This is a genomic window from Isoptericola croceus, assembly GCF_029382255.1.
GTDB classification, from domain to species: Bacteria; Actinomycetota; Actinomycetes; order Actinomycetales; family Cellulomonadaceae; genus Isoptericola; species Isoptericola croceus.
Genome location: NZ_JARLLG010000002.1, coordinates 530,013 through 543,632, shown reverse-complemented (window position 1 = coordinate 543,632; position 13,620 = coordinate 530,013). Strand labels below are relative to the sequence as shown.

At 70.9% G+C, this 13,620-nt stretch carries 11 protein-coding genes and 1 tRNA gene; 6 read left to right on the top strand and 6 right to left on the bottom strand.

The window, feature by feature from the left end:
* Positions 1–12: 12 nt before the first annotated feature.
* Positions 13–2,451 carry a GcvT family protein gene (locus tag PZC42_RS08335; protein WP_277209899.1) on the bottom strand — a complete coding sequence of 813 codons (2,439 nt, stop codon included), beginning with the start codon at positions 2,449–2,451 and terminating at the stop codon, positions 13–15.
* 180 nt (positions 2,452–2,631) lie between these two features.
* Between PZC42_RS08335 and fdhD the strand changes: the two genes are divergently transcribed.
* Positions 2,632–3,483, top strand: coding sequence for a formate dehydrogenase accessory sulfurtransferase FdhD (fdhD, locus tag PZC42_RS08330; protein ID WP_277209897.1), 852 nt, complete (start codon positions 2,632–2,634; stop codon positions 3,481–3,483).
* 26 nt (positions 3,484–3,509) lie between these two features.
* On the opposite strand, the gene lysA is transcribed toward fdhD, so the two are convergent.
* On the bottom strand, positions 3,510–4,940 hold the full coding sequence (lysA, locus tag PZC42_RS08325) for a diaminopimelate decarboxylase (RefSeq protein WP_277210010.1): 1,431 nt from the start codon (positions 4,938–4,940) through the stop codon (positions 3,510–3,512).
* Between the two features lie 5 nt (positions 4,941–4,945).
* Complete coding sequence (gene argS, locus PZC42_RS08320; RefSeq protein ID WP_277209895.1) at positions 4,946–6,631, bottom strand: arginine--tRNA ligase; 1,686 nt, start codon at positions 6,629–6,631, stop codon at positions 4,946–4,948.
* A 171-nt stretch (positions 6,632–6,802) separates the two neighbouring features.
* Here argS and PZC42_RS08315 point away from each other — a divergent pair, with 171 nt between their 5' ends.
* From PZC42_RS08315 to PZC42_RS08295, 5 genes are all read left to right on the top strand, one after another.
* Positions 6,803–8,023: a SigE family RNA polymerase sigma factor gene (locus tag PZC42_RS08315; protein ID WP_277209893.1), complete on the top strand. Its 1,221-nt coding sequence runs from the start codon at positions 6,803–6,805 to the stop codon at positions 8,021–8,023.
* 76 nt (positions 8,024–8,099) lie between these two features.
* Complete coding sequence (locus PZC42_RS08310) at positions 8,100–9,581, top strand: hypothetical protein (protein ID WP_277209891.1); 1,482 nt, start codon at positions 8,100–8,102, stop codon at positions 9,579–9,581.
* Between the two features lie 170 nt (positions 9,582–9,751).
* A tRNA-Arg gene (locus PZC42_RS08305) sits at positions 9,752–9,824 on the top strand.
* Positions 9,825–9,959: 135 nt separating this feature from the next.
* On the top strand, positions 9,960–10,748 hold the full coding sequence (locus PZC42_RS08300; RefSeq protein ID WP_277209890.1) for a helix-turn-helix transcriptional regulator: 789 nt from the start codon (positions 9,960–9,962) through the stop codon (positions 10,746–10,748).
* A 76-nt stretch (positions 10,749–10,824) separates the two neighbouring features.
* On the top strand, positions 10,825–11,442 hold the full coding sequence (locus tag PZC42_RS08295; RefSeq protein WP_277209888.1) for a LysE family translocator: 618 nt from the start codon (positions 10,825–10,827) through the stop codon (positions 11,440–11,442).
* A gap of 134 nt (positions 11,443–11,576) precedes the next feature.
* Here PZC42_RS08295 and PZC42_RS08290 read toward each other — a convergent pair whose 3' ends face one another.
* Genes PZC42_RS08290 through PZC42_RS08280 form a run of 3 tightly spaced genes read right to left on the bottom strand, consistent with a single transcriptional unit; the run spans position 11,577 to position 13,618 of the window.
* Complete coding sequence (locus tag PZC42_RS08290) at positions 11,577–11,873, bottom strand: hypothetical protein (RefSeq protein WP_277209886.1); 297 nt, start codon at positions 11,871–11,873, stop codon at positions 11,577–11,579.
* Complete coding sequence (locus tag PZC42_RS08285; protein WP_277209885.1) at positions 11,870–12,214, bottom strand: ArsR/SmtB family transcription factor; 345 nt, start codon at positions 12,212–12,214, stop codon at positions 11,870–11,872. The genes PZC42_RS08290 and PZC42_RS08285 overlap by 4 nt, the downstream gene beginning before the upstream one ends.
* 45 nt (positions 12,215–12,259) lie before the next feature.
* Positions 12,260–13,618, bottom strand: coding sequence for an MFS transporter (locus PZC42_RS08280; protein WP_277209883.1), 1,359 nt, complete (start codon positions 13,616–13,618; stop codon positions 12,260–12,262).
* Positions 13,619–13,620: the final 2 nt, after the last annotated feature.

Here is a 13,620-nt window from a genome sequence, read left to right as displayed (position 1 = left end):
GGCATGGGTGACTCAGCCGCGCAGCCGGGTCATCTTCGGGTCGAAGAGCGGCTCGGGGGTGACCGTCGCGCGGACCCGGCGGTCGAAGTAGCCGATCTCGGCCTCCTGGCCGGGGGCGGAGAGCTCGCTGGGCAGCCAGGCGTAGGCGATGCCCTTGCCGATGGTGTAGCCGTAGGCGGCGCTGGTGACGTAACCGACGGGCCGACCGTCGACGAAGACCGGCTCCTTGCCCAGCACCACGTCGGTGGGGTCGTCGATGGTGAGGCAGGCGAGGGTGCGGGTCTGGATCTCCTGACGGCGCAGCAACGCCTCGCGGCCGATGAAGTCGCCCTTGTCGAGCTTGACGGCGAACCCGACGCCGGCCTCGTAGGGGTCGTGCTCGAAGGTCATGTCGGAACCGAAGGACCGGTAGCCCTTCTCCAGGCGGAGGCTGTTGAAGGCGCCGCGTCCGGCGGCGATGAGACCGTGGTCCTGTCCGGCCTGCCAGATGGTGTCCCACAGCCGCAGGCCGAGGTCTGCGGTGGTGTAGAGCTCCCAGCCCAGCTCGCCGACGTAGGACAGCCGCATGGCGGTCACCGGGACGCTGCCGACGTGGAGCCGGCGGGCTCGGAAGTACTTCAGGCCGTCGTTGGTCAGGTCGGCGTCCGCCAGGGGCCCGAGGACCTCGCGGGCATTCGGGCCCCACAGGCCGATGCAGCACGTGCCGGGGGTGATGTCGGTGACCTGGACCGACCCGTCCTCGGGCAGGAAGCGGCGGAACCAGTCGATGTCGAGCGCGCCGTTGGCGCCCACCTGGTAGTGGTTCTCGCCGAGCCGGGCGACAGTGACATCGCTGCGGATCCCACCATCGACGTCGAGCAGCAGGGTGTAGGTCACCGAACCGACGGACTTGGCCATGTTGCCGGTGGTGAGCCGCTGCAGGAAGGACGTCGCACCAGGCCCGATGACGGTGAGCCGTTTGAGGGCGGTCATGTCGTACATCGCGACGCTCTCGCGGGTCGCCAGTGCCTCGGCGCCGACGACCGGGGACCAGAAGCGGGCGGCCCAGTCGTTGGGTCGGGGGACCGTGAACCGCTCCAGCAGGTTCTGGTTGGCCTCGTACCACTGCGGGCGCTCCCAGCCGGTGGCCTCGAGGAAGAACGCGTCGAGCTCCTGCTGGCGCTCGTAGAACGGTGACGTGCGCAGCGGCCGGGGCGACTCCATCGGCTGCAGCGGGTGGAGGATGTCGTAGACCTCGACGAAGTTCTGGCAGTCGCGCTCGAGCACGTACTCGGGCGTGAGCTGGAAGTCCTCAAAGCGGTTCACATCGCACTCGTGCAGGTCGAACGAGCTGCAGTACCCGTCGGCCAGCCACTCGGCCATGGCCCGCCCGACGCCGGCGGAGTGGGTCACCCAGACGGCCTCGGCGACCCAGAAGCCGGCCAGGCCGGGCGACTCGCCGAGCAGCGGCATACCGTCGGTGGTGAAGGAGAAGATGCCGTTGATCCCCTCCTCGACCTTCGTCTCCGTCGTCGCGGGCAGGAGCGACTGGGTCTCCTCCCAGGCCGGGGCGAAGTCCTCGGCGGTGAAGGCGAGCACCGACGGCATCACCTCGGACTCGTCGACCGAGAGCAGGTCGTACGGGTCGACCGGCATCGGGCGGTGCCCGTAGTAGCCGATGCCCAGGGAGTCGTAGCGGTCGCGGTAGTACAGGTCGGCGTCCTGGTGCCGCAGGATCGGCCGAATCGCCTCCTCTTCCTGGGCATCGAGCTCAGGGATCGGACCGGTCCACGCGAGCTGGTGGCCCAGCGGGGTCAGCGGCAGGTTCATGCCGGCCAGCGCAGCGACCTTCGGACCCCAGATGCCGGCGCAGCAGACGACGACGTCCGCGGGCAGCTCGCCGTGGTCGGTGACGACGCCGACCACTGTGCCGCCCTCGGCCCGGATATCGAGCACCTCGTGGCGCGCCAGGAAGCGGACGCCGCGGCTCTTGGCACGCTCGATCTGCGCCTCGACCGCCCAGAGCGCCTTGGCCAGGCCGTCGGTGGGGATGTGGAGACCACCCAGGACGCGGTCGCGGTGGAGCAGGGAGTGCAGCTCGACGCACTCGTCGGGGTCGACCAGGCGGGCGTCGACGCCCCAGGAGGTGAGCCAACCATGGCGGCGCCGGATCTCGGCAAGCCGCTCGGGGGTGGTGGCGACCTCGAGCCCGCCCACCTGGAGAAAGCAGGAACGGCCCTCGTGCTGGAGGGAGACGAACTTCTCCACGGTGTACCTGGCCATCTCGGTCATCGCCTTGGAGCTGTTGGCCTGGAACACCAAACCCGGTGCGTGCGACGAGGAGCCGCCCGTCGCGGGGAGGTCGCCCTGGTCGACGACGGTGATGTCGGTCCAGCCCAGTGCGGACAGCTCGTCCGCGAGGGCAGCTCCCACCACCCCGGCACCGATGATGACGGTCCGCCGTCCGGCCATACCTGCCTCCTGTTGCGTAATCTGCATTCGATTGCGTTGCGAGCAACGATGCACGCCTGTTGACAGGAGCGTCAAGAGTCAACGCCGACGAATTTCGACAACATCTCCGGCCGCCCTCTTGGCGGGCATCCTCCGTGCAGCGGGCTCGCCATCGCACGGCCGGTCTGCTTCGATCAGCACATGGGTTGGAGGGCCGACCGGCGGAGGGTGCTGCGGCTGCGCAATGGCGCGACGACGACCCGGCCAGACATGCTCGCGGTCGAGGAGCCGCTGGAGATCCGGGTCAACGGCAAGCAGCTCGCGGTCACCATGCGCACACCCGGCGACGACTTCGAGCTCGCGGCCGGGTTCCTCGTGTCAGAAGGCGTGGTAGGGGCGCGGGAAGACACGCTGGGCATCCGCTACTGCGACGACGGCCGGCCCGACTCGACTCTCAACGTGCTGGACGTGAGGCTTGCGCCGCACGTCGACCTCCCCGACTTCTCACGCAACTTCTACACGTCCAGCTCCTGTGGCGTCTGTGGCAAGGACAGCCTGGACGCGGTGCGCACCACCGCACGCTGGTCGGTCGCCGACGACCCGGTGGAGGTGCCCGCCGGGCTACTGACGGAGCTGCCGGAGCGGCTGCGGGCGGGACAGGCGATCTTCGAGCGCACCGGCGGGCTCCACGCCGCGGGCCTGTTCTCCGCACGCGGCGACGTCCTCTGCGTGCGCGAGGACGTGGGTCGGCACAACGCGGTCGACAAGGTGGTCGGTTGGGCGCTGGCCGAGGGACGGCTGCCGCTGACCGGGTGCATCCTCCAGGTCAGCGGGCGCACGTCGTTCGAGCTGGTGCAGAAGGCATGGATGGCCGGGGTTCCGGTCCTCTCCGCGGTCTCCGCGCCCTCGACGCTGGCGGTCGACCTGGCCACCGAGGCCGGCATGACGCTGGCCGGCTTCGTCCGGAACGGTGGCCTGAACCTGTACGCCGGAGGGCACCGGATCGACCTGGCGTCCGCTCCAGGTGGAGGGCCCGGCCGGACCGGCAGCTGAGATGGTTTCCCGAACGGAGACCGAGATCAGCCCTGGTCGAGCGCGAGCAGGTCGTCGACGGTCTCGCGGCGCACGAGCACGCGCGACGCGCCGTCGGCCACCGCGACCACCGGTGGGCGCGTCAGGGCGTTGTAGTTCGAGGCCATCGAGCGGCCGTACGCGCCGGTCGCCGCGACCGCGAGCAGGTCCCCCGCACGGACGTCGCCGGGCAGCATGACCTGGTGCACGACGATGTCCCCGCTCTCGCAGTGCTTGCCGACCACGCGGGACAGCACCTTCGCGGCGCTCGACGCCCGCCCCACGATCTCCGCGTGGTAGTCCGCCCCGTAGAGCGCAGGGCGGATGTTGTCGCTCATGCCGCCGTCCACCGAGACGTACAGGCGGGTCAACGTCGCGGCTTCCCCGGAGGCGTCGGGGCTCGACACCGTGACCGGCTTGACCGTGCCGACCGTGTACAGCGTCAGGCCCGCCGGCCCGACCACCGCACGTCCCGGCTCGATGGAGAACCGTGGCAGCGGCGTGCCCAGCTGGTGGGAGACGGCCGCGACGACCTGAGCGACCGAGAGGGCGACCGGCCCCGGCTCGAGCGCCTCGTCGCCCGGCAGGTAGGCGATGCCGTAGCCGCCGCCTAGGTCGACCTCGTCGACGAGCACGCCCGTCCGCGTGGCCAGGTCCGCCCGGAGCTGCAGCACCACGCGCGCCGCCGCCTCGAAGCCCGAGGGGTCGAGGATCTGCGAACCGATGTGCGAGTGGATCCCGAGCAGCTCCAGCTCCGGCCGGGCCACAACGGCCTCCAGGGCCGCGAGCGCCGGCGACGTGCCGCCGTCGGGCCCCGGGTTCACCGAGAGGCCGAACTTCTGGTCCTCGTGCGCGGTCGAGATGTACTCGTGCCCGCCGGCGTGCACGCCCGTGGTGACGCGCACCATGACCGGTGCGACGACCCCTCGCGAGGCGGCCAGGTCCGCCACCCGCTCGATCTCCACGAGCGAGTCCACGATCAGGCGCCCCACGCCGGCGTCGAGCGCGGCGAGGACCTCGGCGTCGGACTTGTTGTTGCCGTGCAGCCCGATCGCCGCACCCGGGACGCCCGCCCGCAGCGCCACGGCGAGCTCGCCGCCCGAGGCGGTGTCCACGCGCAGGCCCTCCTGCGTGGCCCATCGGGCGACGGCGACCGTCAGGAGCGCCTTGCCCGCGTAGTAGACGTCGACGCCGGCACCCACCTGCTCGAAGGCCGCCTCGAACGCCGACCGGTACGCGCGGGCACGAGCGCGGAAGTCGGCCTCGTCCAGCACGTAGGCGGGGGTGCCGTGCTCGGCGGCCAGCTCGCTCACCGCGACGCCGGCGACCTCCAGCTCGCCGTCCGTGCGGCGTCTCGCGCCGGACGACCACGGCGTCCCGGCGGCACCCGGGCCGCCCGACGGCAGTGCCGACGCCGTGGGCACCGCGGGTTCCGGCACGGCGCTCACATCCGCTCCGGCGCGGTCACGCCGAGCAGGTCCAGGCCGTTGGCCAGGACCTGGCGGACGGCGTCGTTCAGCCACAGGCGCGCGCGGTGCGTGTCGGTCACCGACTCGTCCGGGTACGGCAGGACGCGACGGTCCTTCTGCTGGTACCAGGTGTGGTATTCGCCCGCCAGGGCCTCGAGATACCGGGCGACGCGGTGCGGCTCGCGGAGCTGCGCGGCCTGGGCCACGACGCGCGGGAACTCGTTGAGCCGCCCCAGCAGGGCGGACTCGGTCGGGTGGTCGAGCAGCGCCGGGTCGAACCCGTCCTCCCGGCGCACACCCCGGTCGGCGGCGTTGCGGTCGACGGCGCAGGTGCGCGAGTGCGCGTACTGCACGTAGTAGACGGGGTTCTCGTTCTTCTGGCTCGCCAGCAGGTCGAGGTCGAGGTCGATGTTCTGGTCGGCCGACGAGCGCGCGAGCGAATAGCGTGCGGCGTCGACGCCGACAGCGTCCACCAGGTCGTCGATCGTCAGGACGTTGCCCGCGCGCTTGGACATGCGCACCGGCTGGCCGTCCTTGACGAGGTTGACCATCTGGCCGATGAGGATCTGCAGGTTCTCGTTCGGCTCGTCGCCGAACGCGGCGCACACGGCCATCATGCGGCCGATGTACCCGTGGTGGTCGGCGCCGAGCATGATGATGACGTCGTCGAAGCCGCGCTCGCGCTTGTCGAGGTAGTAGGCGATGTCGCCCGCGATGTATGCGGCCTGGCCGTCCGACTTGATGACCACGCGGTCCTTGTCGTCACCGAAGTCCGTGGTGCGCAGCCACACCGCGCCGTCGGCGTCGAAGACGTGCCCCTCCTGACGCAGGCGGTCGACCGCGTGGTCCACGGCCCCCGACTCGTGGAGCGAGTCCTCGTGGAAGTAGACCGCGAAGTCGACCCCGAAGTCGTGGAGCGACTGCTTGATCTCTCCGAACATGCGCTGGACGCCGCGCGCGCGGAAGGCCTCCTGCGCCTCGGCGTCGGGCAGCGTGCGAGGGTCCGGCTCGCCGGCAGCGAGCGCGTCGGCGACCACGGCGTCGGCGATCTCGGCGATGTACTGGCCGCCGTACCCGTCCTCGGGTGCCTGCTCACCGCGGGCGCGCGCCAGCAGCGACCGGGCGAAGCGGTCGATCTGCGCACCGTGGTCGTTGAAGTAGTACTCGCGGGTCACCTCGGCACCGCTCGCTTCAAGCACGCGCGCCAGCGAGTCGCCGACGGCGGCCCAGCGGACCCCGCCGATGTGGATCGGGCCCGTGGGGTTGGCCGAGACGAACTCCAGGTTGACCTTCTTGCCCGCCTCGGAGGCGCCCTTGCCGTAGTCGGCGCCCGTCTCGACGATCGTTCGGGCCAGTTCGCCCGCCGAGGCGGCGTCGAGCGTGATGTTGAGGAAGCCGGGCCCGGCGACCTCGACGGCCTGGATACCGGGGTGCACGGCCAGACGCGCCGCCAGGTCCTCGGCCAACGCACGCGGCGTCGTGCCCGCCTTCTTGGCGAGCTGCAGCGCCACGTTCGTGGCCCAGTCCCCGTGCTCTCGCTGCCGGGGTCGCTCGACGTGCACCGACGCCGGGACGGCGTCGGTGGGCAGGGCGAGGGTGCCGTCGGCGACGGCCGCGGCCAGGGCAGAGCTGAGTGCTTCAGAGAGCTCGGAAGGGGTCACGCGACGATTCTACGGGCGACAGCCGACGAGCGGCCCGCCCCTTCCACCGGCTGACGCACCGGGCGACGCGACCCGTCGTCGGGCAGCCGATCCGGGCGCGATGGTCAGGCAACCTTCTCCCCCGGCGCGACGTCTATGGTCAGATCGCTCGACCGACCGGAGAAGGTGCACATGACCACCGAGGACCCCGCTACGCCGACCCTGCCGTCCAGCGACGGACGAGTCCGCGTCCTGACCCGGGGGTCGACCGCCGAGGACCGGTTCACGGCGTTCGCCGAGTCGAGCATCGCCGGCCTCTCCCGGATCGCCGTCATGCTCTGCGGGGACGAGCACCGCGCCAACGACCTCGTGCAGCTCGCCCTCGAGCGCACGTACCGAGCCTGGGACCGGGTCGGCGACGGCGAGCCCTACGCGTACGCCCGGCGGGTGATCGCCACCGCCCGGATCGACTCGTGGCGGCGCACGCGTCGCGATGTCATGACCGACCCCCAACAGCTTCGTGGTGCGTCGGCGCCCGATCCCACCGAGTCGTTGCTGCACCGCGACGAGCTCGTCCGCGCGCTGCGCACCCTGCCCCCGGCGCAGCGACGGGTGATCGTGCTGCGATATCTCCTCGACCAGACCGAGGCGCAGACCGCGGCAGAGCTGGGGATCTCCGTCGGGTCGGTGAAGTCGGCGACCTCCCGTGGCCTCGCCAGGCTCCGCGGCGTGCTCGACAGCGCCCACGAGGCACCAGCACCCGTGCTCGTGTCCGAGGACGGCCGCGCCATGGCCCGGCGCGCCGTGCAGCACGAGAAGCGCCGCCGGGTGGCGCTCGCCGCCGGCGCGGCAGCGCTGGCGACAGTGCTGCTCGTGATGGGTCACTGGGCGGCCGGTGGACCGCTGCAGAGCGCACCGATCCCGCCCGCCGGCCCGACGTCGGTCCTCGATGCCCCGAGCGGGGTCTGGGACGACCTGCCCCTGTACCAGCCCGTCTCCACGCCGCCCGAGTCCTGGACCGAGGAGACCGTCGGACGGCTCCGGCTGGCGGTTCCCCCCGGATGGACGAACGACTCGGCCGACCAGGCCGCCGGGCGCGGGTCCTGGGTCGACGGGCCGACCCAGGACCCGTACGACCGCGCGGAGCTCACCGTCTACCGCCAGGCCGAGCGCTACCCCTGGGACAAGGGTGACGAGCTGAACGTCTCCCGGGCGGACGTGGCGGGTGCCGCGTCCGTCCTGGTGGTGCGCGAGGACATGATCGACCACGGCGAGCTCGTGCACTCCTCCGTCATCGAGGTCGTCCTGGACGGTGGCGGCGTCTACATCCTGAAGTACACGGCACCCGACGACGGTGCGCAGGAGCAGCTCGTCGGCACGATCCTCGGGTCGCTCGCCGTGCTGCCTTCGTAGAAGTTCGCGCAGGCCGGCAACCTTTCCGGCTTCGGCGGCGTCTGTGCTCGAGTTCCCCGACGACAAGGAGTGTGTGATGACGATCGACAGCCAGCACCAGCCGGACCGCTGTGCCGACCAGGGCGCCGACCACAGGCCGCAGCGCGGCCGGACCGTCCGGACGGTCACAGCACTGGTCCTGCTCACGATGCTGGGAGCGGGCGGACTGACGGCCTGCGCGTCGTCCGGCGGGAACCCTGTGGACGAGGACCAGGTGCGGCGTTCCGCCGGTGGGTTGTCGTTCACCCTGCCGGCCAGCTGGGAGTACCACGAGGGGCTGAGCTGGCCCGGCGCCTGGGCACCGCCGGGCAGCGACGGCGGGGCCGACGGAGGGCCGCGCCTCACCGTGCACACCGTCGACCTGATCGGCGAGGATTTCGGCACGGGTGCGCTGGGGCAGGAGTTCGACGTCCCCGGGGCCGACGGCGCCCGGTACTGGCACCACGACATCCCGCCCGAGGGCGGTGACCTGCACGAGGTCGTCGTCTCGGTGGTGGAGGACTGGGTCGGCGTGCGGGTCGCACTGGCCGCAGGTGACCTGTCGGACGCAGCGTCGCGGGACCTGTTCGAGAGTGTGGTCGCCTCGCTCGAGGTGGACGGAGAGAACGACTGGGAGGCCGTCCAGCGGTTCGGACCCTTCACCGAGCTCGACGCCACCGGCGAGACCGCTGAGCTTCCCGACCTCGGCGACCTGCCGTCGGGGATCCCGGACGGCTGGGGCAACGCGGGCCTTCGAGGCATCCAGATCGGCGTCCCGGACGGTTGGCTCGGCGACCCTGAAGAAGAGGAAGAGGAAGTGGGTCCCGCCTGGATCCACCCCGGGACGGGCGCTCGGATCCGCGTCGACAAGGCGCCGTCGTCCGACACCTGGAAGCTCACGCGGGACGGCACCCCCTTCGCCATGCCGGGTGCCGACATCGCGGTCGCCTCCGCCTCTGTCGTCACGGACCAGACCGGCCAGGAGCTCGTCGAGGTCCAGATCGATGTCCGACGCGACGGCGGACGCGGGTACACGGCCTTCGTCGACGCCCCGGCCGCGGATCTCCAGGACCTGCTGATCCCGTTCCTCGGTTCCCTGAGCTTCCAGGCGGAGGCCGGAGGGACCGCCTGGGTCAACGACCTGCCCGAGTACCCGCACCTGGCCGATCCCCCGGCCTCGTGGACCGATGCCCGGTTCGGCCAGCTGAGCCTGTCCGTCCCGGAGACGATGCGCGACGAGTCCACCGGCTGGTACGGCCACTGGACGGCGGACGACGGCGAGCTCGAAGTCGCCACGTGGGACGGGCCGACCGAGAAGCCGCGCCCCGGCCAGACCTCGGTGCCGGTCGCCGGCGCTACCTCGGCGCTCATCGAGATCGTCGAGGACCACGACCTGGATCCTGACTACTTCGTCGGAACCGTCGAGATCGTCCGGGAGTCCGGGGACGTCTACTACATCTCGTACCGCTCGGGCGGGGAGGCATCGGAGAAGACCTTCGGCCAGATCCTCGGCTCCCTCACGGTGGACGAGCAGTCCTGAGGGGACGGCACCGCGGGCCGTGGCCCCGCCCGACGGCGACCGGTGCGCGGGTGCACCGGTCGCCGTCGGGTACGGCGCCCCGTCGCGGATCGGATGCACGTCTCCCGCCCGTCACCTGGTAACCTCGGTTCGGCCGATACGGTGAGCACTCGCTCCTGGATGTCGGTCACGCGCCTGTAGCTCAGTGGATAGAGCGTCTGCCTCCGGAGCAGAAGGTCGGGGGTTCGAATCCCTTCAGGCGCACCCAACGCACAAGGCTCGAACCATTGGCCCGATGAATCAGGGGCCGGGGTTCGAGCCTTGTCGGCGTTCGCGGCCAGACACCGAAGCCTTGGCAGGGCCCGCAGGCGGGTAGGGCTGATCTGGGACGGAGGCGATGTGAGCGAGTTCTGGCGCAGCGCTGAGCTTCCGCATCTGGAGGCGAGGCGGTCCTGTCAGGAGAACTCGTGCTACCGCCCGCACACCCACGACGCGTTCTCGGTGGGGCTGATCGACGCGGGCGCCTCCGTCCTCGCCGGTCACCTCGGCGGTGTCATCGGCCTGCGCCCGGGAGACGTGGTCCTGATCCCGGCCGGGCAGGTGCACGACTGCAACCCGGACGACGGCGTGTGGCGGTACCAGATGATCCATATGGACCAGGAGTGGGCAGCAACCCTCGCACCCCGTAGCGCGAGCAGCGGGCTGTTCTCGGGTATCAGCGTGATCCGCCGTCCCGACCTGCACCGCCGGGTGAGCGTATGGAGCGAGTCGATCTTCGCCGACGCGCCGGCCGAGCGCATCGAGGCCGAATTCCGGGCACTGTCGCGTGAGCTCGATGCCGCGGCACCCGAGCACCGGGTTCCGGGTGGGGCCGATCCCGAGCTGTTCGCCCGCCTGGCCTCGGTCATGCACCGGCTGCGGCATGACGATTCGAACCCGGCGCTGAGCGAGCTGGCGGAGCTGGTGGGCATGACCAAGTACCAGCTCGTCCGTGCGATGAAGCGCGCGACCGGGCTGGCCCCGCTGGCCTGGCGCCAGAACGCCCGCGTCGCCACAGCGCGGCGCATGCTCCGCGACGGGCAGCCCATCGCCGAGACCGCCCACGCACTGGGATTCACCGACCAGAGCCACTTCCACCGCGTGTTCCGCGCCCACGTCGCCACCTCACCGGGTGCCTACCGGGGCTGAGCGCAAGAACGTACAAGACGCCGCTGCCACGCATTCTCGATGCTTGACGGGTTCACCGTCAGACATGAGGGAGCACATGGAGCAGTTCGTCGCCGTCGCCATCGCGCACTTCCTGGCCCTGCTGATCCCCGGGGTCGATTTCTTCCTCATCGCCCGCACCGCGATGACCAGCGGCTGGCGCAACGCCACCGGGGTGTGCCTGGGCATCGCCACCGCGAACGGGATCTTCATCGCCGCAGCTTTCTCCGGCCTCTCACTCATCTCCCACCCGACCGTGCTCGCCGTGATCCAACTGGCCGGCAGCGCGTTCCTGGTCTTCATCGGAGTCGCATTCCTCAGATCGACCACGCGCATCGACCTCGATCGTGGACCGCACGCCGAGCGAGCCACCTGGGCAAGGAACTTCGCTCTGGGTATCGCATCGGGACTGCTCAACCCGAAGAACGCGCTGTTCTACCTCAGCCTGGCCGCCGCCGTATCCACCACCGCACCGCTGACGCTTCTCGCGTACGGGGTATGGATGTCCACCATCGTCCTGGTCTGGGATCTGTTCGTGGCGATCGCGCTCGGCTCCCGGCGCGCTCGTGCCCGCATGGAGCGCATACTGCCCTGGCTCACGAAAACCGCAGGAGCCTTTCTTGTCCTGTTCGGCGCGAGCATGGCCTTCGGACTCGTCATCCAGTACCTCCGCTAGTCACCGGGCGCCTCTCCTCAGCGCGTGGGAACTCGGAGCCATCGCGGCAGATGGGACTGCTGCACGGGCAGCTGGCCGGCACCAGCCTCCTCTCGACCGCCGGCCACTGGCTCGTGTGCTCGCCTGAGGTCGTCTCAGTGCTCGTCGTAGTGGTCTTCGTGCTCGGCGTGCTTGTGCCCGTCGTGGACGTAGTCGACGTGGTCGTCGTGCTCGACGGCCTCGTGACCGCAGTCCGTCCCGTGGGTGTGCTCGGTGAGGGTGTGCTCGGCGACGGACTCGTGCTCGTCGTAGTGGTCGCCGTGCAGTGCGTGCCGGTGCGTGCCGTGGACGTAGTCCACGTGGTCGCCGTGCTGCACCGCCTCGTGGCCGCAGTCGGCACCGTGCTGGTGCTCCACCGTGGTGTGCTCCGCGTGGACATCGGTGACAGTCATGCTGATTCCTCCTGTGCTGGATGGGGCCGCCCGTCCGCAGCGCTGACGGCCGCGGCAGGTTCTTGGACATGGATGAGCGCGTCGGCGATGACGTGGGTGACGTGCAGGTCGGCGACCTGGTAGATCAGCTCTTTCCCCCGACGGTCCGCGGTGACCAGGCCTGCCTGGCGAAGCGTGCGCAGATGCTGGGAGACCAGCGGCTGCGACATGCCCGTCGCGTCGGCCAGCGCCCCGACCGCGCGCGGCTCCTGGCCGATCAGGTGCAGCAGACCGAGCCTCGGCTCGCTGCCGAGGACCTTGAACAGCTGTGCCGCTTCGGCGAGACCTGGCTCCGCTTCCATGACCCGATCAGAACACACATATAAACAAGTTGCAATAGGTTTATCTTATTGAGAAGGAGTCCCATTCCCCCGACGGCCGGTGGTTGCGGCCACCACGACCCGGGGTGCGAGGACGGCAGCGAGGACGAGCGGGAGCGCGAGGAAGCACCAGGGAAGCACCGCTGCTGCTGGTCCGGTCGCCGGGCTCCCGAGCAGCCCGCCCGAGACGAGGTTGCCCACGAGGACCGCGAGACCACCGAACGTGGCGAGAAGGCCGAAGTACGAGCCCGAGGCGTGCCCGTCGGCGAAGCGCGGGACGATGCTGAGGGCGGTCGGGTTGGCGATCAGGTGACCGAGCGTCACGAGCGACGCTGCTGCCAGCACAGCCGCTGTGCGTTCCCCGTCGGACAGGGGCAGAAGTGCGGCCCCTGCGAGGCCCAGGAAGCCCGTGGCACCTGTCGCATAGCCGGCGCGAAGCGCGGCCGGGGCGCCGATCCGCGCGCACACCCGTGCGACCGGCAGCTGAAGCACGAGAATGAGGATCGACACCCAGGCGAACAGCAGGCCCACGGTCTGCGGGGCCGCACCGGCACCGCGGAGCTCGAGCGGGAGGGTGAGGTAGAGCTGGTTGTAGGCCAGCAGGTCGGCGGAGTGCAGGGCCGCGTAGGCCACGAAACGGCGATCCCGCAGGACCGGCCACGGTCGCCCCCGTCGACGTCCGCCGTCGTCCGCCCTGCCGACCCGTCGCCCCTCCCCCGTGGGCAACGTCCTCCACAGGAGCATGCCGATCGCGGCGAAGAAGCCCGCCCCGGAGACGGCGACCATGGCGAAGCCCCAGTCCAGCAGCACCGCGCCGAGCAGCGGTCCGACGACGGCACCGATCTCCCCGGTGAAGCTCAGCCAGGCGAAGAGCGTGACGCGCCGCCGAGGTCCCGATCGCGCGCGATCCGCTTCGGAGGCCGCCACCAGGGTGTTGAGCCCCGGCGAGAAGAGGGCGCCGCCGAGCCCCGTGAGCACGGTGCCGAGGACGAACAGCCAGAGCAACGGCACAGCCGGCCAGAGCGAGGCCGCGAGGGTGAAGAACCCCGTGGCACGCACGGCGCAGCCGAGAAGGATGATCGAGCGGGCACCGAAACGATCGGCGAGCACACCGCCGGCGAGGAACATGCCCTGCTGGGCGAAGGTGCGTAGGCCGAGGACCAGGCCGACCGCAGCGCCGGCGAGCCGGAAGTCCTCGGTCAGCACGAGCGCGAGGAACGGCACCACCGCATAGAAGCCCACGTTGAAGAGCAGCTGGGTGCCGAGGAGCACCGGCACACCCGAGCGCTCGGCCGGGAGGCGCGCCGCCCGCATCACGCCTCTGCGCGGCGGTCCGTCCGGCACCAGCGCGGCAGGACGCCGCGCAGGTTGATGCCGTACTTGCATGC

Bases quoted from the DNA above. Each gene is read 5' to 3' on its own strand.
- PZC42_RS08335 (WP_277209899.1), bottom strand. From the start codon at position 2,451: ATGGCCGGACGGCGGACCGTCATCATCGGTGCCGGGGTGGTGGGAGCT.
- fdhD (WP_277209897.1), top strand. From the start codon at position 2,632: ATGGGTTGGAGGGCCGACCGGCGGAGGGTGCTGCGGCTGCGCAATGGC.
- PZC42_RS08315 (WP_277209893.1), top strand. From the start codon at position 6,803: ATGACCACCGAGGACCCCGCTACGCCGACCCTGCCGTCCAGCGACGGA.
- PZC42_RS08310 (WP_277209891.1), top strand. From the start codon at position 8,100: ATGACGATCGACAGCCAGCACCAGCCGGACCGCTGTGCCGACCAGGGC.
- PZC42_RS08295 (WP_277209888.1), top strand. From the start codon at position 10,825: ATGGAGCAGTTCGTCGCCGTCGCCATCGCGCACTTCCTGGCCCTGCTG.
- PZC42_RS08290 (WP_277209886.1), bottom strand. From the start codon at position 11,873: ATGACTGTCACCGATGTCCACGCGGAGCACACCACGGTGGAGCACCAG.
- PZC42_RS08285 (WP_277209885.1), bottom strand. From the start codon at position 12,214: ATGGAAGCGGAGCCAGGTCTCGCCGAAGCGGCACAGCTGTTCAAGGTC.
- PZC42_RS08280 (WP_277209883.1), bottom strand. From the start codon at position 13,618: ATGCAAGTACGGCATCAACCTGCGCGGCGTCCTGCCGCGCTGGTGCCG.